We start from the raw sequence: 18,429 nt of genomic DNA, 5'->3' as shown, positions 1-18,429 counted from the left end.
ATAATTTTGTATTGACTTGCAGCAAAATTACCTAATTATGAGAAATGTGGAAAGTTCACCGGGCCGGCAAACGCCATCGTCCAGAAGTGATACATCAAGGGGAAACGCTATGAACCGTCGCATATTTCTGGGCAGCTCCGCCGTACTCGCCGTCTCGCTGCTCGCTCACAAAGGCAGTGTGTTGGCCCAGGCCATGGGAACTGATCCCGACCCTGCGCCGATCGGTCTGAAAACTGTCGAGGCCATTTACAAGAGCGCGAACGGCAACGTGGTCGCGATGGATTCGCTGCTCTACATCTACGACAAGAGCATCACCTCCAACGATGTGGTCATCGCTGGCTCATATTGTGGTGCCGCCAATCTGCCGCATGCAATCAAGACCGGCGTGAAGGCGATGATCGCGCACAACGCCGGCATAGGTAAGGAGGACGCCGGCATCGGTGCTCTGTATCTTGGCGAGAAGCATGATTTCCCGGTCGCCGCGGTGGAGTGCATGTCGGCTTCGATCTCGAATGGCCGCTCGATGGCCGCCGGCATCATCAGCCACGCAAACGCCCAGGCGCTGGCGCTCGGCGTAAAGCCCGGCCAAAACGTGACCGAGGCCGCCAAGCTGTTGCTTGCCGCCGCGCCCGGCAAGCCAAGCGATGTTGCCGTGCCGTTCGACAAGAAGGTGTTCGAGAAGGGCAGTGTTGGCGGCAGCCGCATCTTTGCTTCTTCCGCGCTGACCAACCTTCGGCCGGAGGATGACCATACCAATGACGTTATCGCCTGGGGCGCGCATTCCGGCGCCATAGCTGCCGATCTGGTGAAGAAGTGGAAGGTCAAGGGCTGGGTCGGCAACGACGCCGGCATGGCCAAGAACCACACCGGGATTGGTGGCCTGCCAGCGTGCAACGCCATCGGCGTCGCTGCTGCCGCCGTGTCGACGATGTCGGCGCGGATCGGCGACGGCCTCAGCACTTATGAAGACGGCATCATCTCGGCGTTCAATGATCTCGCCGGCAAGAAGGGCGTACGCGAAGGCATGAAGGCGTCCGAGGCGCTTCAATTGCTTGCCGCATAAATTTGCAATCACGAGGCCGGACGTGTCGTCCGGCCTCGACGGTCAGTTCAATTCCAACTGAGGAGCATGTGCCATGCGAACCGAGGATTTCGACTACAACCACGCGGGGCGGAGTTTCGGCGCATATGCTGCCTTTGACGAGGCACAGACCGGCAAGCGGCCGGGCGTTCTGGTGATCCACGATTTGTGGGGCCTGGGTGAACAGCCCAAGGAGCGGGTACGTCGGCTGGCCGAACTCGGTTATGTCGGGCTTGCCATCGATCTTTTCGGCGACAGGTTCCAGCCCAAGGCATTGACAGAGGCGTTGCCCATCGTCGGCGAGATGCGTGCAAACTCTCGCAGTTTCCGCGACCGTCTGCGCGCCGGCCTCGAGCAGCTTGCCAGCCATCCTAAGGTCGATCCCTCGCGGTTGGGAGCGATCGGCTTCTGCCTCGGCGGCATTGCCGTGCTGGAGCTTGCCCGCGACAGCGCCGACCTCAATGGCGTGGTCTGCTTCCACGGCAATCTTGATGCCGTCGAGCCGGCGCAAGAGGGTGCGGTCAAGGCCAAGGTGCTCGTCTGCACCGGCGGCGGCGATGGCATCGTGCCCGATACCCAGATCTCGGCCTTCCAGGACGAGATGCGCAATGCTGGCGCCGACTGGCAGGTCAATGTCTATGGCGGGGCCGAGCACAGCTTCACCAACATCTATGCCGACCGGGCGGGCATTCCCGGTGTCAGCTATCACGAAAAGGCCGACCGCCGTTCGTGGGAGGCGATGCGCAGCTTCTTTGCCGAGGCTTTCGCCAAGTAATCGACCATAGCGATCGCCGCTTACGGGCGGCGACCATCCCACATTACACAGCCGCCGCTTCTGAAACTTTCAAAATGCCTCGCAGTGGCGGCCTGCCGGGCAATTGCTCCAGCCCGGATATCAGCCATGCTTGTCGAACAGACCAGGCCTGTGCGCGCCGTTGCACGCGCGCCGATACCATGGCGCGCGGTTGCGCTTCTGTCGCTTGCCGCTTTTGCGAGCGCCGCGTCCATTCGTGTCGCCGACCCGCTTTTGCCGGCAATCGGTGGGGAGTTCGGCGTGACCACTGGTGTAGCCGCCAATGTGGTGATCGCGTTCTCGATCACCTACGGCATGTTTCAGCTCGTCGGCGGCCTGATCGGCGATCGCTTCGGCAAATTCCGGACCGCCACCGTTGCCACGCTGCTATCGGGCTTTGGGGCACTGCTGTGCGTTTACGCCGTGTCGATCGACGCACTGACCCTTGCCCGCCTGGCATCGGGTGCGACGGCCGCCGCCATCATGCCGATGGCGCTGGCCTGGATTGGCGATGCCGTCGATTTCGAGCAGCGCCAGAACGTGCTCGCCCGCTTTCTGCCGGGACAGATCCTCGGCGTCGTCTTCGGCCAGGCCATCGGCGGCGTGCTTGGAGAGTTCATGGGTTGGCGCAGCGTTTTCCTCGTTATCGCCTGCCTGCAATTCACGGTCGGCGCGGTGATGCTGTTCGAGTTGTGGCTGCGGCGAAAATCCGAGGCCAAAGCCAACACGGAGAAACTCGGCCCGGTCGCCCTCTTCCGGCGCATGGGTGGGCTGCTTCGCGACCGCTGGGTGCGGACGGTTCTTGCAGCGGTGTTTGTCGAGGGCTTTGCGGTATTCGGTGCGATGGCCTTCCTGGCGAGCTACTTGCAGCTGGAGTTCGGGCTCAGCGTCGGTGGCGCGGGGCTTGTCGTCGCCGTCTTCGGTCTGGGCGGGCTCGTCTTCTCCGCCAGTTCGCAGCGGCTGCTCGACTGGATGGGGCCAGCGGGATTGGCACGGCGGGGCGGGCTTGTGCTTTCCGTAGCGTTTGGCGTGTTCAGCGTCCTGCCCAGCATCTGGCTCGCCCCGGTGCTGAGCGCGGCAATGGGCCTTGGCTTCTACATGCTGCACAACACGTTGCAGGTCAGCGCCACGCAGATGGCGCCGGAGGCGCGCGGGACTGCAGTGGCGATCTATGCCTCGTCGCTGTTTTTCGGACAGACGGCGGGCGTCGCCGTTGCGGCGATGGTCTTCGACAGATGGGGCGCCGCGCCAATCTTCATCGCCTCGTCCATCATCCTGCCGCTGCTCGCTACCTGGTTCGCAGCAAAGCTCGGCACCAACAGCGACCGTTAGCGCGCTGCGCAAGCGCGCCGCGACAGGCGAAATGTGCCCTGTCTTGCCGAAATTCAGAATAGCACAATAGTCAAAAAATGAGAATTTTAGATTGACATATGATGCTAAATTATCAAAATAGGATCACAGGAGATCGACATGAAGCTTACCACTGTTGAGGCAGGTGCATATCTGCACCACATCCATCTTCGCAGTCCCGATCCGGACGGCCTGGCGCAGTTTTACAGCGACACCATGGACATGCCGGTGCTCGAGCGTGATGGCGACATCATCATCTGCCGTGGTCCGCGCCGTCGGGTCCTGATCAGCAAGGGACCGGCCAAGACGCTGGCGCATTGCGCTTTTGCCTGCCGTGATGCGATCGGGCTGCGCCGGATCCACGAACGTGCGCTCCAGGAAGGGCTCGACCCGCGTACTTTCTCAACGCCGCTGCTTGGTCCTGGCGCTTTCGTCGTACGCGATCCCGACGGCAATCAGGTGGTCTTCGGCCTGGCCAAGGGCGGTGACGAGATCAAGGGTGGCATCACTGGCCCGATCCAGCACCTGACGCTCGCCTCGCAGGATGTGGTCGCTATCGAAAGGTTCTATGCCGGCATGCTGGGTTTTGCGGTCTCGGATCGCGTACTCGGCGACGACGGCGAAGTGATGACCTGCTTCATGCGCTCCAATCATGAGCACCACACGCTGGCTTGCTTCCTGCATCGTGACCGTTCGGGTATCGACCATCACTCCTATGAGGCCGGCGATTTCACGACGATCCGCGACTGGTGCGATCGCTTCGCCGACCGCGAGATCAAGCTGATGTGGGGGCCGGGACGTCATGCTCCGGGCAACAACATCTTCATCTTCATCGTCGATCCGGACGGCAACTGGATCGAAGTTTCGGCGGAGCTTGAGGTCGTCTACGACCGGCCCGTTCGCGAGTGGCCACATGTCGAGCGGACGCTCAACATGTGGGGCGACGGTTTGATGCGGGCCTGAGGAGAGCACCATGCGTTATATGTCTTTTGAAGGCGAGGGCAGGGCGAGCTACGGCATCGCCACCGACTTGGGCATCCACGATCTCGGCGCCCGCATCGGGTCGGTCATTCCGGACCTGAAGTCTTATCTCAGGGCGTCGGAACTGGGGCTCGTGCCTGCGACTGCGGCCGATCTTGCCACCGATTACGCGGTTGGCGACATCGCCTACCTGCCGCCGATCACCGAGCCGGGCAAGGTCATTTGCGTCGGTCTCAATTATGAAGGCCATCGCCTGGAGACGGGTCGGCCGATGCAGACCTATCCGACGCTGTTCGCGCGTTTTGCCGACACGCTGATCGGGCATGGCGTGGCGATCCGCCGGCCGCCGGTTTCCGAAGCGCTCGATTATGAGGGCGAACTGGCGGTGGTCATCGGCCGCAGTGGTTTCCGCATCCCGAGGGGGGAGGCTGCGTCGTTCGTCGCCGGCTACGCCTGCTTTAACGATGCGTCGCTGCGCGACTTCCAGAACCACACGCACCAGTTCATGCCGGGCAAGAACTTCCCCGCCACCGGTGCATTTGGCCCCGACATGGTGACGCCCGATGAAGTCGGTGCGCTCGACGCCCTCAAGATCGAGACCCGTCTCAATGGCGTCGTCGTCCAGCAGGCGAAGCTCGACGAGCTGCTGTTTTCGATCGAGGAACTGATCGCCTATGTCTCGATCTTCACAGCACTTTCGCCTGGTGACGTGCTGGTAACCGGCACGCCCGGTGGCGTCGGTTTCAAGCGCACGCCGCCGCTGTTCATGAAACCTGGCGATGTTGTTGAAGTCGAGATTGATAAAGTCGGCCAATTACGCAATGAAATCGCAGAGGAACTGCCGAAAGGATAGTCATGTCGGGATTGGATCGGTTTGTTGCGGTGCTGTCGCTGTACAGCGAGACCGCTGATGTCTGGTCCGTCCAGGAGATGGCGAACGCCATGGACATGCCCGCGAGCACTGTTTACCGCATCGTTCGGGACCTGGTGAAAGCCTCGTTCCTCGAGCCGGCGACCGGTGCCCGCTACCGTCTGGGTTCGGCCTTTCCGCGCTATGACAGGCTGGCGCGCAAGACCGACCCGGTGGTGCGCACCGGAAGCTCACTGTTGCACGAGATCGTTCTCCAGGCGCGCATACCGTGCGTCGCGCTGCTGTCGCGGTTGTGCAACGACATGGTGATGTGCATCGATCATCAGGCGGCAAAGAATGTCGAATTCAAGTGGAGCCTGTTTGAGCGCGGGCGTCCGATCCCGCTGACAAAGGGGTCGACGTCGAAGGTGATCCTGGCACAGTTGCCAGCGCAGCAGCGCAAGAAGCTGCTCGCCACCAAGGACGGAAACGGTTCTGCTGCTGCGGCCGAACTGAGCCAGAAGAGCGAGCTGTTCACCTTCATCCGCAAGCAGGGCTACCACATCTCATATGGCGAGATCGATCCGACGCTCGTCGCTATCGCAGCCCCCATCTCGGTGCCGGAGATGGGGCTGGCGGCGAGTATCAGCCTGATCCTCGAAGACAAGATCAACCATGAGGATCTGGAACGTCGGCTGGTGCTTTTGCTGGTGTCGTCGGCAAGTCTGCTGACTGAACAACTGCGACGCTCGGAAGTGACCGACATCATCGGTCAGAGCGCGGCGGGATAAGCTGCGCGCGTAACAATACAAGACCGCAAAAAGCGGGATCTCGTGGGCGAGGCCTACGGGAAGCGTGGTCGCATGTCTTGCGGCCATCAGGGAAGCAATGGGAAGGAAGCTGGAGTTGGCCGATTATCAGTGCGATGTCGCAGTGCTTGGCGCTGGACCCACAGGTCTCACCATCGCCAATCTGCTCGGGCAGGCCGGTGTCCGGGTCGTCCTCGTCGAACGAAATGCCTCGACCGTCGGCGAGCCGCGCGCCGTCTCCATCGATGATGAATCTCTGCGCACAATGCAGGCAACAGGCCTGATTGGCGAGGTGCTCAAGGATGTCGCCCAGGATTACGGCTCTTACTACTACTCGGCGCGGGGGAAGCGCTTTCTTGCCGTTGCACCCAGCAGCCGTGATTACGGCTTCCCGAAGCGCAACGCGTTTTCACAGCCGTTGCTCGAGGCGACATTGCGGTGGGGACTGGAGCGCTATCCGAATGTCGAGACGTTGTTTGGGCATAGCTGCGAGGCGATCGAGGAACGAGCTGACGGCGTCGTGCTCGACGTCAAGGATGCCGCCGGCCGCGATGTTGCAGTGCATGCGGCCTATCTCGTCGGTAGCGACGGCGCGCGCTCGATGGCACGCAGGCATGTCGGTGCTGCATTCGATGGCTCGACCTACAAGCAGCGCTGGCTGATCGTCGACCTGGCCTCGACCCGCGAGCGCCTGCGCCAAACCCGCATCATGTGCGATCCGGCACGCCCGTTCATCACCTTGCCCGGGCCGCGGGGCATTCGCCGCTACGAGTTCCTGCTGCACGACCACGAGCATGACGGCTCCATGACCAGTGACGAGGCGATCCACCGTCTGCTCTCGGCCCACGGGCCGGATGCCGACCAGCCGGTGGTGCGCCGCCAGATCTATACCTTCCATGCCAGGATCGCCGACCGCTGGAACAGCGAACGCGTCTATCTTGCCGGCGATGCGGCGCATCTGTCGCCGCCATTCGCCGGGCAGGGCATGAACAGCGGCGTCCGTGACGCGCACAACATCGCCTGGAAGCTTGCCTCCGTGGTCAAGGGCGAGATCGGGCCGGGATTGCTGCAGTCCTACCAGGCCGAAAGGCGGCCGCATGCGGCGGCGCTGATCCAGCTCGCTGTCCGCTCGGGCGGGGTAATGGTGCCATCGTCGCAGTTGCATGCCTGGCTGGTTCAGTCCGCCTTCCGGATCTGCAGCCTCATCCCCAGTGTGCAGGCCTATTTCGCGCAGATGAAGTACAAGCCGAAGCCGCATTACGCCAAGGGCTTTGTCGGAACCGACGACGAAGAACTGGACATAGCCGGTCGCATGGTGCCGCAGCCGATGGTCGAAACCGCCAATGGCCAACGCTTGCCGCTCGACGATCTGTTTGGCGTCGGCCTCCGTCTTGTTGCCTTCGGTAGCGACGCCCAGCGCGTGCTCGAGGAAGCGCGCGGGCAATGGATGGGTATCGACATTGGCCAACCGCTCGCGATCTTGCCCTCGATCACGCTGCCGGATCGCGAGGCTGCAGCCGAAATCGAAGTTGTGCGCGAGCTTGACGGACTGATGGGAGCCGTGATGCCCGCCAGTCGCACCGTGCTGATGCTCATTCGTCCCGACCGATACGTTGCTGCGGCGACAACGGTCTCGCCTGCTGTCTTCGCCGCCCAGGTGAAGGCGCTGGTCGAGGGCTGCGGGGAGGGGCGTGTTCAGCCGGCGGCCTGACGAGCTGCGTGCGCACAAATGGCATGGTGGCGGCACAAAATCGAATGGGGAGATCGATCAGGTTTCGACTAAGGAAGGGCTTCGGTTCGTCGGGTGCAAAAACGAGAGGGGCACGGGCATCGTCCGGATCGACTATGCCAACAGCCCGGAAGTCATTGTAGGCATGATCTGCGCACTCTGCTGCGCATAGGTTCGATGAAGGTGTCTACTTGGCAATCGCTGCGGAGGACGCCGGAGGGCATCGGATCGCAGGTCGCATCGAAGGGGAGGAAGTCGATGAAACTGTTCCGAATTTGCATGACCGCAATGCTAGGCCCGGCGCCTTTTTGCCGCTTCTTGCCTGGTCCAGCGTTGAGCTGGTTGTAGTTGTCGATCATCGATCGACGAGAAATCCAGTCTTGCGGAAGTCATTTGTGTTCCGCGGTTGGAGGTCTCGGCTTGATGCTCTCTTTTGCATTGGCAAGGATTGAGTGGAAATGGTTGAAGACATTCATTCACATGGAATAAACCTGGTCAATAAGTATACGGAATTCTTTTTCAGTGAACTAAAGAATATATTCTCTGGAGACGGTGTTTATATTGATCGCGCAATGGATGGTTTGCCAGGGAAACCCTCTGATTCTGCGGCTTTGACTTGTCTCCAGCTTGATGGTGCGCAACCCATTGGTGGCGCGCCGTCCGACCTGCCTGACCTGGCTTCGCAGTTTATCCGTGCACTTGCCGTCGAGGCTTCCCGTCAGTGTCTGGCAAGCGAGGCAGGTAACGCTGAAGCGCTGGCGTCGGCAGGCAGTCCACCCGGGGGTCAAGCTCGTGGCGGTGATCTGGACTCGATGATTATCGAAGAGTGGGCAGGTCGCGTCGCAGGCGCCACCTATCTGGAGGAGAACCTGCGCATACCGCGGTCCACCTTGCATCGGTGGTTTCGCTGCAACGAGGTCATCGCGCTGCGAAAGGGGCGTCAGCGTCATGTGTTTCCGCTGGCTCAGTTCGTCGACGGAAGACCGGCGTCGGGCATACGCGACGTACTTGCGCACATCACCCATCCGCGTCTGGCATGGTTTTGGATGATACATCCCTCGCCCAAGCTCAATGGCCGCGCTCCAATCGAATTGCTCAAGCAAGATCTCGTGAGCGATGTTGTGTCCGCGGCCAGGGAATACGCCGCAACGGTATAAGTGCCATCGGTTCGCTCTGAAGGCGCGTAAGTGAAATTATTGTTTGCGCAAAAAGTAATGTTCTATTTGTGCCAAATGTATTGATTGTTCCAAATGTGCAATATTGTTGTGATTTTTATATCACTTATGGCTGATTTAGTCAGAAAATTGGACATGATGTTTATTTTTTCTATTTATTGCTATGGATAATTCGGGTTATCCAGGCTGGTCAGAAGCGATGTATTTAGAAACGTTTCTGATCATCGGCGCCAAAAGTATTTTCAAAATAGTGAAAGTACTCTGTGCCATTCGAAGTAATTTTACTGGAGGTGGATTATGAATATTAAGAGCATTCTTCTCGGCTCTGCTGCGGCTCTGCTCGCAGCCTCCGGCGCTCGTGCCGCCGACGCTGTCGTCGTCGCCGAGCCGGAACCCATGGAATATGTCCGCATCTGCGACGTCTACGGCGCGGGCTTCTACTACATCCCCGGCACCGAGACCTGCCTCAAGGTCGGCGGCCTGGTTCGCTATCAGATCGACTGGTCCGACAACGACAATGGCTGGAGAAAATATTCGGCTGCCCGTCTGAAGCTCGATGCCCGTTCGGAGACCGAATACGGCACCTTCCGTCGCTACATTGAGTTGCACTGGCAGAACAACGGTGGCGAATTTGGCGCTGCCTCGACAGTTCCCCCTGTTGGCTATCGCTCTTACTCTGACACCACCGACATGTGGATCCGCTATGCCTATTTCGAGGTCGGTGGTCTGATGATCGGTCGTAACGACACGCTGTTTGATGGCGGCGTCGACGGTGAATTCGACAAGGGTGGTGGCACCTTCATCAACCAGATCCGCTACACCTTCGACGCCGGCAATGGCATCGCGGTGTCGGTCGGCCTGGAAGAAGAAGACAACAACTTCGACTACGTACCGCTCGTGACCGGCAAGGTTTCGATCGCCCAGGGCTGGGGTTCGGTCAACCTCTATGCTGCCTATGACGACCGCTTCTCAGAGTTCGCACTCAAGGGCATCGTCAACGTCAAGGCGACCGATGCTTTGACGCTGCAGGCAATTGCGACATATGAGTCCGGTGCAACCTGGCTCGGCCTGCTCGCCCCATACTCGGGTTACGACTGGTCGATCGGCGGCTACGTGAAGTACCAGGTCAACTCCAGCCTGTCGGTTGGCGCTGGTGGTCAATACTTCGGCGACCGTCACTACGGCGATTTCGTCACTGGCCAGACCGTCGACCTGAACGCCAACGACTGGGCAGTCGGCGCTGTCGTCGACTACAAGATCGTCGAAAACCTGAATGCCAAGCTGGCCGTCAACTACAACGATGGCGACAGCTATCCGGTCGATGGCTCGTTCAGCGGCTTCCTGCGTCTCGACGCTTCGTTCTAATCATCTCAACGGCTGATTGGAGGCAAACCCGGCGGGCAACCGCCGGGTTTGTCTTTTTGGGCGTCGCAAAATTGCAGCGATTGGCGAAGGGGCGCACCACGGCATCTGGATAGCCCGGCGGCAGTAGTCGAGCCGCATTCGATCGCTGGTTCGTCGAGTGGTGGCGATGGGCGATTGCCCGCTGGCCGCACGAGCGGGGCGTTGCCGCCTGCCGTGAGGGGCCCCCCCCTGGCTGAGCCGGGGCCCGACGCCTTGCCTCTCATCTGAAGCACACATCCAAGGGCGTCTTGCGCCCCTCGAAAAAAGGCCGAGGCAGGCCTGATGTGGTCATGGAAAACTGGTGTTAAAATTCCTAAAAATGATAATTTAGAAATATAGTATTTACAAAATTATCAAAACACGCAAATCTGCTGATGACATGAGCACGCCCTGCGAATGCTGATGTCCTACTAAGGCCTGTGACCTGGGAGGGCATGGTTCCGAGCACAGATCGCATCGAAGGGAGGAAATCGATGAAGCTTTTCAGAATTTGCGTGGCCGCTGTTTTGGCTCTTGCGCCTCTTGGCGCTGCGGCCGACGAGGTCGTTCTCAAGTCCGTTTCGACCTGGCCGAGTTCCTATGCCGTGGTGAAGGAGTACCTTCGCTTCGTCGAACGCGTGAACGAGACAGGCAAGGGCGTTGTCCGGATCGACCATATCGGTGGTCCGGAGGTCGTTCCCGCCGACCAGCAGGACATGGCGATCCGCAACGGCGTGTTCGATATCCAGTTCGGTGCCGCGTCCTATTATTCGGGCGTGGTGCCCGAAGCCGATGCGCTGAAGGCATCCGAGATCTCGCCGATCGAGGCGCGCAAGTCTGGTGCCATCGCTCTGTTGTCCGGGATCTGGCGCAAGAAACTGAATGCCGAGGTCCTGGCCTGGATGAGCGGCGGCATCGGCTTTTACCTTTACCTGACCGAAGCGCCGAAGCTGACGGACCAGGGTGTTCCGGATCTGCGCGGCCTGAAGCTGCGTTCGTCCTCGGCCTACAAGGATTGGTTCGAGGCTCTGGGCGCCACCAACGTGATGATGGCGCCGCCCGAAACCTTCTCCGCCTTCGAACGCGGCATGGTCGACGGCCTTGCCGCGACCGGCATCAACTTCCGCGATGTCGGTGTCACCGAGTTCATCAAGGCACGGGTGAGCCCGGCCGTCTGGCAGATCGATACGCTGATCGTGATGAATGCCGGCAAGTTCGATGCCCTGCCGGAGAAGGCTCGCAAGGTGCTGGTCGCGGCCGCCATCGCGCAAGAGACGCAGACGATGGAGGCCTACCGCGCGCAGGCCGACGAGGAGGCAGCCGAGATTGCCGAATCCGGCGTGCAGTTCATCGATCTGGGCCCTGATGCAGGAGCAAAATACAAAGCACTGGCCCATGAACTCGTTTGGGAGCGTCTGGCGCGCAATGCGCCTGGCAACGCCGACGCGCTGCGTCGCGCGTTCTCCAGATATTCCTCCCAGGGTGCCGTCGACGTGAAGGACGCGTCGGCGGCACGACCGTGAAATCTGGAGACAGATCGTGGCTTCCATTGCAAAAACTTATGATGCGGTCAGCAGCGCATGCTGCATCGGCCTGGCGGGTGCGGCGCTGATATTTACCTGCGTGTCCGTCCTCTACGATGTCGGCGCTCGCGCAGCCGGCTTGCAGCCGCCGATTTGGACGAGTGCTGCGACCGAATACGCCATGCTGGTTCTGACCATGGCGATCGCGCCTTATCTGGTGCGCCATCAGGGGCATGTCAGCATTGCAGATTCTCGAGCCGCGCATTGCCTGCGGCTGCGCGCTCGTTGCTGCACAGGGGCGTCGGCCTCGTCGGTTTCGGTGTTTGTGTGGCCGTCGTCGTCATTGCCGTGCGCATGGGCGTCGATGTCCATGGCCGTGGCGAACTCGACATCCGCTCGATCGAGATGCCGCGCTGGGTGCTGTTTGCGGCCATCGCAACCGGATTCGGCCTGTGTGCGGTCGAGTTCCTGCGCCACGGGCTTTCGCTGGCGAATGATGCTGACGCCCATGACGCAACGGGAGGGCTGTGACCATGGTCTGGTATCTCTCGGGTACGCTGCTCATCGGGCTGATCGTCGCTTCAATGATCTCGACGCTGCCTGTCGCCTTTGCCTTCCTGCTCGCCAACATGGTCGGCGTTCTGGTCTTCATTGGTGGGCAGGCCGGTTTGGAGCAACTCGTCGCCAATGCGACGACCTCGATCACCTCGTTCACGCTGGTGACGATCCCGCTGTTCATCCTGATGGGTGAGCTGTTCTTCCACACCGGCGTTTCGAACCGCATCTTCGACGTGCTCGACAAGCTGTTCGGCCGCCTGCCGGGCCGGCTTTCCTACATGACGGTGTCGGGCGGCACGCTGTTTGCCGCGCTCTCTGGGTCGAGCATGGCCAACACGGCGCTTCTCGGCGCGTCGCTGCTGCCGGAAATGACACGACGTGGTTACAAGGACCACCTCTCGATGGGCCCGATCGTCGCTTGCGGCGGCCTGGCGATCATCATTCCACCGTCTGGCCTTGCGGTCCTGCTCGGCAGCCTCGCCCATCTCGACATCGGTGCGCTGCTGCTTGCCGGTCTGGTGCCCGGCGTCCTGCTTGCTCTGCTCTACGCCGCCGTGATTTTCGTTTCGGTGCGCCTCAATCCGAATGCCGCTCCGCGCTATGACGTCGAGCCGGCAAGCTGGTCGGAGATCGTTCGGCTCGCCATCGTCAACCTTGTGCCGATGGCCTTCGTCATCTTCCTTGTCGTCGGGCTGATCGTGCTGGGCCTTGCGACGCCGACCGAGTCGGCCGCCTTCGGCGTGCTCGGCGTTGTCATCGTCGCGGCCTGCTTCCGCAGCCTCAGTGTGACGGCGCTCAGAAAGGCGATCGTCGGCTCGGTCAAGGTCAGCGGCATGGTGTTCCTGATCATCATGGGCTCGTCGACATTCAGCCAGCTGCTGGCGTTTTCCGGGGCCTCGCCGGGGCTCATCTCGTGGGCGACTTCGCTCGATGTCGCACCCGTGGTCCTGCTCGCGGCGATGTTCGGGGTTCTGCTTTTCCTCGGCCTTTTCATGGAGGCGGCATCGATCATGATGCTGACCGTGCCGATCTTCTTCCGCTGGCGCTCGGCCTCGGCTACGACCCGATCTGGTTCGGCATCATCATGCTGATCTCGCTGGAGATCGGGCTGGCCACGCCACCATTCGGCATGGGCCTGTTCGTGCTGCTCGGCGTCGCGCCCAAGGGCACGACGCTGGGACAGGTCAGCCTGGCCGTGCTGCCTTACCTGCTGTGCACCATCTTCCTCGTCCTGCTGCTGGTGGCGTTTCCCCAGCTGACTGCGACTTTCAGATGATGGCGTTGATGCTCGGCAAAGACGCCGGCACCCTTGCGCTATCGCCGCGTTCGCGGGGTGGTGAGGTCCTCGAGCGGCAGGGCGGTCTTGTATTTGACCTGCTTGAGGGCAAAGCTCGAGCGGATGTTGGCGACGCCGCGCGTCTTGGACAGGCGGTCGATGATGAAGTGCTGCAGTGCCACCGTGTCGCGCACAACAACGCGCAGCAGATAATCGGAATCGCCGGTCATCAGATAGCACTCCATCACCTCGGGAAAGCGCGACATCGCCGTCTCGAAAACCTCGAGCAGCGTCTCGGTCTGCTTCTCCAGCGTGACCTGGATAAATACGCTCAGACTGGCGCCCAGCATCAGCGGATCAAGCAGCGCGACGCGGCGGGCAATGATGCCTGCCTCTTCGAGAGCGCGCACGCGGGCAAGGCAAGGGGAGGCCGACAGGCCGACGCGTGCTGCAAGCTCGACATTGGTCAGGCTGGCGTCTTCCTGGATTTCCGTAAGGATACGCATGTCTATCGCGTCAAGATTCATCTGCGGTATTTCCTGTGTCATATGAAATATAGAGCGGCAATATCTGCTGCAATCGGTGAAATTTGCAACACCTTCGGCAGGAAATGCCGGAGCCTTGCCGCTATCCTCGCGCGCAAGTGGAACCTCAAGGAGCCGGAGCGCCATCATGCTCACTAAGACCCCCACCGCACATATTGGCGACGACAGCGCAGCACGCGATGGCGATCCGAACGAGACGGCCGACTGGCTGGCCTCGCTGGAGTCCCTGTTCTTCAACTCCGGTGGCACCCGCGCCGAATTCATCCTCGGCGAACTCGACCGCAAGGCCAAGGAGCTCGGCATCGTCCATGACGCGCTGCCGTTTTCGCCCTATCGCAACAGCATTTCGCTCGAAAAGCAGACGCCGTTTCCCGGCGACCTCGCCATGGAAGAGCGCATCACCGCTATCATCCGCTGGAACGCGCTGGCGATGGTGGTGCGGGCCAACATGGCCTATGGCGAACTCGGTGGCCACATTGCGAGCTACGCCTCGGCGGCGGAGATCTTCGAGGTCGGCTTCAACCACTTCTTCCGCGCCGACACCGGCGAGGGTGACGGCGACGTGGTCTTCTTCCAGCCGCACTCGGCGCCTGGCGTCTATGCCCGCGCCTATCTCGAGGGGCGGCTTTCGGAAGAACATCTCAAGCACTACCGCCAGGAGATCGGCGGCACCGGACTGTGCTCTTATCCGCATCCCTGGCTGATGCCCGACTTCTGGCAGGTGCCCACGGGTTCGATGGGCATCGGCCCGATCACCGCGGTCTACCAGGCACGCTTCATGCGCTACCTGAACGACCGCGACCTCGCCAATACCGAGGGCCGCCATGTCTGGGGCGTGTTCGGCGACGGCGAAATGGACGAGCCGGAGTCGATCGCCGGTCTGTCGATCGCGGCGCGTGAAAAGCTCGACAACCTGACCTTCATCATCAACTGCAACCTGCAGCGCCTCGATGGCCCGGTGCGCGGCAACGGCCAGATCATCCAGGAACTGGAAAGCACCTTCCGCGGGGCGGGCTGGAACGTCATCAAGGTGCTGTGGGGATCGGAATGGGATGCGCTGTTTGCCCGCGATACCCAGCACGCGCTGCTCCGCCGCTTCGCTGCCACCGTCGATGGCAAATACCAGACGCTTGGCGCCAAGGATGGCGCCTACAACCTGGCGCATTTTTTCGAGGAGGATCCCGAGGTCAAGGCGCTGGTCGCCCATATGTCGGACCGCGATATCGACGCGCTGAAGCGTGGCGGCCACGATTTCCGCAAGCTCTTCGCCGCCTTCGAAGCGGCCAAGGCGACCAAGGGTCGGCCGACCGTCATCCTGGCCAAGACCAAGAAAGGTTTTGGCATGGGTGGCGCCGGTGAATCCCGCATGACGGCGCACCAATCCAAGAAGCTCGACGTCGAGGGCCTGCTGACCTTTCGCGATCGTTTCTCGCTGCCTTTGAGCAACGCGCAGGTCGAGCAGATCGCGTTCTACAAGCCGGCTGAAGACAGCGCCGAGCTCAACTATCTCCGGTCGCGCCGCGAGGCGCTTGGTGGCTATTTGCCGGCGCGCCGCCGTACGGCTGCCCCGGTCACGATCCCGCCTTTGGCAAGCTACGCCGACTTTGCCCTCAATGCCGATGGCAAGGAGATGTCGACGACAATGGCTGCGGTCAGGCTGCTCGGCAACATGATCAAGGACAAGGAACTCGGCCCCCGTATCGTGCCGATCGTCGCCGACGAGGCGCGTACCTTCGGCATGGCCAACCTGTTCCGCCAGGTCGGCATCTATTCGCCTGTCGGCCAGCTCTACGAGCCGGAAGATGCGGGCTCGATGCTCTACTACAAGGAAACCAAGAACGGGCAGCTGCTCGAAGAGGGCATCACCGAGGCCGGCGCGATCTCGTCCTGGGTGGCGGCGGCGACGTCCTACAGCGTGCACAACCTCGCCATGCTGCCGGTCTACATCTATTACTCGATGTTCGGCTTCCAGCGTGTCGGAGACCTGATCTGGGCGGCGGCCGACCAGCGTTCGCGCGGCTTCCTGATCGGGGCTACAGCGGGCCGCACGACGCTCGCCGGCGAAGGCCTGCAGCACCAGGACGGATCGAGCCTGCTGGTTGCATCGACAGTTCCGAACTGCCGTGCCTACGATCCGACATTCGCCTATGAGCTAGCCGTCATTCTCGACCACGGCGCCCGCGCTATGATGGAACAGGGCAAGGACGAGTTCTACTACGTCACCGCCATGAACGAGAACTACGCCCAGCCGTCGATGCCGGCAGGCGTTGAGACCGACATTATCAAGGGGCTCTACCAGCTTGCCAGCCACAAGCCCAAGAAGGCTACCGGCCTTGTTCGCTTGCTTGGCTCCGGCACCATCCTGCCGCAGGTGATCGAGGCGGCACAGATGCTTGCCAACGATTGGGGCGTCGCCTCCGAAGTGTGGAGTGCGACCAGCTTTTCCGAGCTGTCGCGCGATGCGCGGGAGGTGGAGCGTCACAACCGCTACAACCCGCTGGCCGATGCTGCGGTCAGCCATCTCGCCAGCTGCCTGCCGGGCAAGGCGCCGATCATTGCCGCCACCGACTATGTGCGCGCCTATCCGCAGCTGATCGCCTCCTATGTCGAAGCGCCTTTCACCGCGCTCGGCACTGACGGCTTCGGCCGCAGCGATACGCGCGCAGCACTGCGCGACTTCTTCGAGGTCGATCATCGTCACGTCACGGTGGCTGCCCTTGCAGCGCTCGCCGCCGAGGGGACGGTGACGCGCCAGACAGTTGCCGATGCCATCGCCCGCTACGGTCTCGACGGTGCTGTCGATGCGCCCTGGCTGCGTTGATCCGGGTCGAGTTCCAGTTCTGAAAGAGTTGATATGAGCCAGCAAATGGAAGTCAGGTTGCCTGACATAGGCGACTACAAGGATGTGCCGGTCGTCGAGTTCCTGGTGAAGCCGGGCGATATCGTGGCGATCGAAGACCCGCTGATGACGGTGGAGTCCGACAAGGCGACGATGGAGATCCCGGCACCCTTCGCCGGAACCGTCAGGGAGTTTGCGGTGTCGATCGGCACCCGCGTGTCCCAGGGAGCGCTGCTGCTGACGATCGATGCAGCCCTGGCGGCCGCAGCGCCCACGCCGGCAGCCGCGCCAGAAAAGGCGAAGGCCGCAGTCGCCGCTGCAACTCCGCCCGTCAAGCCCGCGCCTTCGGCTCCAGCAAAGGCGGCACCGGCCATCATCAGCGCGCCTGATGTCACATCGCAGGCCTCGCCAAGTGCCCATGCCACGCCGTCGGTGCGCGCCTTTGCCCGCGAGCTCGGCGTCGACCTTGGCACGGTGAAACCTTCCGGGGCCAAGGGCAGGGTGCTGCGCGAAGACATTGCGGCGCATATCAAGGATCGTCTCGCGGAAGGCTCCCCGGTCCAGACGTCCGGTTCCGGCATCGGCGCCTGCCTGCCGGCCTGGCCGGCGGTCGACTTCGAGAAGTTCGGCCCGGTCGAACGCCAGCCGCTGTCGCGCATCCAGAAGATCTCGGGTGGCAATCTCACCCGCAACTGGCTGACCATTCCGCATGTCACCAACTTCGACAAGGCCGATGTGACTGGCCTCGAAGAGTTCCGCAAGGAGCTTAATGCGGCCAACAAGGACGCCAAGGTGACGATGGTCGCCTTCCTGATCAAGGCGTCGGCGCTGGCGCTCAAGGCATATCCGCGCTTCAACGCCTCGCTCGACGGCGAGGAGCTGGTGCTCAAGAACTATGTCCATATCTGCTTTGCCGCCGACACGCCCAAGGGGCTGATGGTGCCGGTGATCCGCGATTGCGACCGCAAGGGCGTGCTGGAGATTGCCACCGAGATGCGCGCGCTCGCCGACAAGGCGCGTGGAACTGGGCTATCGGCCACCGACATGCAGGGCGGCTGTTTCTCGGTGTCGTCGCTTGGCGGCATTGGCGGGGCCGGCTTCACGCCGATCATCAACGCGCCTGAGGTGGCGATCCTCGGTGCCGGCCGCTCGGCGATGGAAGCCATCTGGGACGGCAAGGCCTTCCAGCCGAAGCTGATCATGCCGGTCTCGTTGTCGTGGGATCACCGGGTCATCGACGGTGTCGCTGCGGCCAGGTTCCTCGGCCACATATCAGCCCTTCTGGGCGATTTCCGCCGCGCGATCGTTTGAGGCCGAGATGAGCATTACTGAAATCAAGGTGCCCGAAATGGGCGACTTCAAGGACGTCGCCGTCATCGAGGTGCATATCAAGCCAGGCGACATCGTCGCCCTCGACCAGACGCTGATCGTGCTCGAATCCGACAAGGCCTCGATCGACGTACCGTCGCCATTTGCCGGGCGCCTCGCTTCGGTCGAGCTGGCCATCGGCCAGCGCGTTTCCAAGGGGGCGCTGATC

Annotated in this window: 15 protein-coding genes and 2 pseudogenes; 15 read left to right on the top strand and 2 right to left on the bottom strand. The window is 61.6% G+C overall.

Annotated features, from left to right (window positions below):
- Window positions 1-109: 109 nt before the first annotated feature.
- The 7 genes from ACHMW7_RS01245 to ACHMW7_RS01215 all read left to right on the top strand — a co-directional run bounded on the left by ACHMW7_RS01245 (window position 110) and on the right by ACHMW7_RS01215 (window position 7,575).
- On the top strand, window positions 110-1,063 hold the full coding sequence (locus ACHMW7_RS01245) for a hypothetical protein (RefSeq protein ID WP_395446629.1): 954 nt from the start codon (window positions 110-112) through the stop codon (window positions 1,061-1,063).
- A 73-nt stretch (window positions 1,064-1,136) separates the two neighbouring features.
- Entirely contained in the window at window positions 1,137-1,856 is a 720-nt protein-coding gene (locus ACHMW7_RS01240) for a dienelactone hydrolase family protein (RefSeq protein ID WP_395446628.1), read from the top strand.
- A gap of 126 nt (window positions 1,857-1,982) precedes the next feature.
- Window positions 1,983-3,206: an MFS transporter gene (locus tag ACHMW7_RS01235; RefSeq protein WP_395446627.1), complete on the top strand. Its 1,224-nt coding sequence runs from the start codon at window positions 1,983-1,985 to the stop codon at window positions 3,204-3,206.
- A gap of 138 nt (window positions 3,207-3,344) precedes the next feature.
- A complete protein-coding gene (locus ACHMW7_RS01230) occupies window positions 3,345-4,187 on the top strand; it encodes a VOC family protein (RefSeq protein WP_395446626.1) in 843 nt (280 codons plus the stop codon).
- Between the two features lie 10 nt (window positions 4,188-4,197).
- Window positions 4,198-5,058: a fumarylacetoacetate hydrolase family protein gene (locus ACHMW7_RS01225; RefSeq protein WP_395446625.1), complete on the top strand. Its 861-nt coding sequence runs from the start codon at window positions 4,198-4,200 to the stop codon at window positions 5,056-5,058.
- Between the two features lie 2 nt (window positions 5,059-5,060).
- Window positions 5,061-5,846, top strand: coding sequence for an IclR family transcriptional regulator (locus ACHMW7_RS01220; protein WP_395446624.1), 786 nt, complete (start codon window positions 5,061-5,063; stop codon window positions 5,844-5,846).
- Window positions 5,847-5,961: 115 nt separating this feature from the next.
- The gene (locus tag ACHMW7_RS01215) at window positions 5,962-7,575 is read left to right on the top strand and encodes a bifunctional 3-(3-hydroxy-phenyl)propionate/3-hydroxycinnamic acid hydroxylase (protein WP_395446623.1); all 1,614 of its coding nucleotides are present in this window, start codon (window positions 5,962-5,964) and stop codon (window positions 7,573-7,575) included.
- A 152-nt stretch (window positions 7,576-7,727) separates the two neighbouring features.
- On the opposite strand, the gene ACHMW7_RS01210 is transcribed toward ACHMW7_RS01215, so the two are convergent.
- Complete coding sequence (locus ACHMW7_RS01210) at window positions 7,728-7,952, bottom strand: hypothetical protein (protein ID WP_395446622.1); 225 nt, start codon at window positions 7,950-7,952, stop codon at window positions 7,728-7,730.
- 99 nt (window positions 7,953-8,051) lie between these two features.
- Here ACHMW7_RS01210 and ACHMW7_RS01205 point away from each other — a divergent pair, with 99 nt between their 5' ends.
- From ACHMW7_RS01205 to ACHMW7_RS01185, 5 genes and pseudogenes are all read left to right on the top strand, one after another.
- Window positions 8,052-8,750 carry a hypothetical protein gene (locus ACHMW7_RS01205; protein ID WP_395446621.1) on the top strand — a complete coding sequence of 233 codons (699 nt, stop codon included), beginning with the start codon at window positions 8,052-8,054 and terminating at the stop codon, window positions 8,748-8,750.
- Between the two features lie 315 nt (window positions 8,751-9,065).
- Complete coding sequence (locus ACHMW7_RS01200) at window positions 9,066-10,133, top strand: porin (RefSeq protein ID WP_395446620.1); 1,068 nt, start codon at window positions 9,066-9,068, stop codon at window positions 10,131-10,133.
- Window positions 10,134-10,645: 512 nt separating this feature from the next.
- Window positions 10,646-11,674: a TRAP transporter substrate-binding protein DctP gene (dctP, locus tag ACHMW7_RS01195; protein WP_395446619.1), complete on the top strand. Its 1,029-nt coding sequence runs from the start codon at window positions 10,646-10,648 to the stop codon at window positions 11,672-11,674.
- Between the two features lie 264 nt (window positions 11,675-11,938).
- Entirely contained in the window at window positions 11,939-12,205 is a 267-nt protein-coding gene (locus ACHMW7_RS01190) for a hypothetical protein (RefSeq protein ID WP_395446618.1), read from the top strand.
- Between the two features lie 2 nt (window positions 12,206-12,207).
- Window positions 12,208-13,508, top strand: a pseudogene (locus tag ACHMW7_RS01185) (TRAP transporter large permease subunit).
- Window positions 13,509-13,546: 38 nt separating this feature from the next.
- Here the strand turns inward: ACHMW7_RS01185 and ACHMW7_RS01180 are convergent.
- Window positions 13,547-14,044: an Lrp/AsnC family transcriptional regulator gene (locus ACHMW7_RS01180; RefSeq protein ID WP_395446711.1), complete on the bottom strand. Its 498-nt coding sequence runs from the start codon at window positions 14,042-14,044 to the stop codon at window positions 13,547-13,549.
- A 136-nt stretch (window positions 14,045-14,180) separates the two neighbouring features.
- Between ACHMW7_RS01180 and mdeB the strand changes: the two genes are divergently transcribed.
- From mdeB to ACHMW7_RS01165, 3 genes and pseudogenes are all read left to right on the top strand, one after another.
- Window positions 14,181-16,874 (top strand): alpha-ketoglutarate dehydrogenase, encoded by a 2,694-nt coding sequence (gene mdeB, locus ACHMW7_RS01175; RefSeq protein ID WP_395446617.1) that lies wholly within the window; start codon window positions 14,181-14,183, stop codon window positions 16,872-16,874.
- 33 nt (window positions 16,875-16,907) lie between these two features.
- Window positions 16,908-18,203, top strand: a complete 1,296-nt coding sequence (locus ACHMW7_RS01170) for a 2-oxo acid dehydrogenase subunit E2 (protein WP_395446616.1) — start codon at window positions 16,908-16,910, stop codon at window positions 18,201-18,203.
- A 7-nt stretch (window positions 18,204-18,210) separates the two neighbouring features.
- A pseudogene (locus ACHMW7_RS01165) lies at window positions 18,211-18,423 on the top strand (biotin/lipoyl-containing protein); the annotation flags it as partial.
- Between the last annotated feature and the right edge of the window lie 6 nt (window positions 18,424-18,429).

This window comes from Aminobacter sp. UC22_36 (assembly GCF_044056035.1).
Classification (GTDB): Bacteria; Pseudomonadota; Alphaproteobacteria; order Rhizobiales; family Rhizobiaceae; genus Aminobacter.
The sequence above is the reverse complement of the archived record's forward strand: the minus strand, read 5'-3'. Positions and strand labels throughout refer to the sequence as shown.

Excerpts from the sequence above, each read along its gene's own strand:
- ACHMW7_RS01225 (WP_395446625.1), top strand. The coding sequence starts at position 4,198 with ATGCGTTATATGTCTTTTGAAGGCGAGGGCAGGGCGAGCTACGGCATC.
- ACHMW7_RS01230 (WP_395446626.1), top strand. The coding sequence starts at position 3,345 with ATGAAGCTTACCACTGTTGAGGCAGGTGCATATCTGCACCACATCCAT.
- ACHMW7_RS01240 (WP_395446628.1), top strand. The coding sequence starts at position 1,137 with ATGCGAACCGAGGATTTCGACTACAACCACGCGGGGCGGAGTTTCGGC.
- ACHMW7_RS01200 (WP_395446620.1), top strand. The coding sequence starts at position 9,066 with ATGAATATTAAGAGCATTCTTCTCGGCTCTGCTGCGGCTCTGCTCGCA.
- dctP (WP_395446619.1), top strand. The coding sequence starts at position 10,646 with ATGAAGCTTTTCAGAATTTGCGTGGCCGCTGTTTTGGCTCTTGCGCCT.
- ACHMW7_RS01245 (WP_395446629.1), top strand. The coding sequence starts at position 110 with ATGAACCGTCGCATATTTCTGGGCAGCTCCGCCGTACTCGCCGTCTCG.
- ACHMW7_RS01235 (WP_395446627.1), top strand. The coding sequence starts at position 1,983 with ATGCTTGTCGAACAGACCAGGCCTGTGCGCGCCGTTGCACGCGCGCCG.
- ACHMW7_RS01210 (WP_395446622.1), bottom strand. The coding sequence starts at position 7,952 with ATGATCGACAACTACAACCAGCTCAACGCTGGACCAGGCAAGAAGCGG.
- ACHMW7_RS01170 (WP_395446616.1), top strand. The coding sequence starts at position 16,908 with ATGAGCCAGCAAATGGAAGTCAGGTTGCCTGACATAGGCGACTACAAG.
- ACHMW7_RS01205 (WP_395446621.1), top strand. The coding sequence starts at position 8,052 with ATGGTTGAAGACATTCATTCACATGGAATAAACCTGGTCAATAAGTAT.
- mdeB (WP_395446617.1), top strand. The coding sequence starts at position 14,181 with ATGCTCACTAAGACCCCCACCGCACATATTGGCGACGACAGCGCAGCA.
- ACHMW7_RS01220 (WP_395446624.1), top strand. The coding sequence starts at position 5,061 with ATGTCGGGATTGGATCGGTTTGTTGCGGTGCTGTCGCTGTACAGCGAG.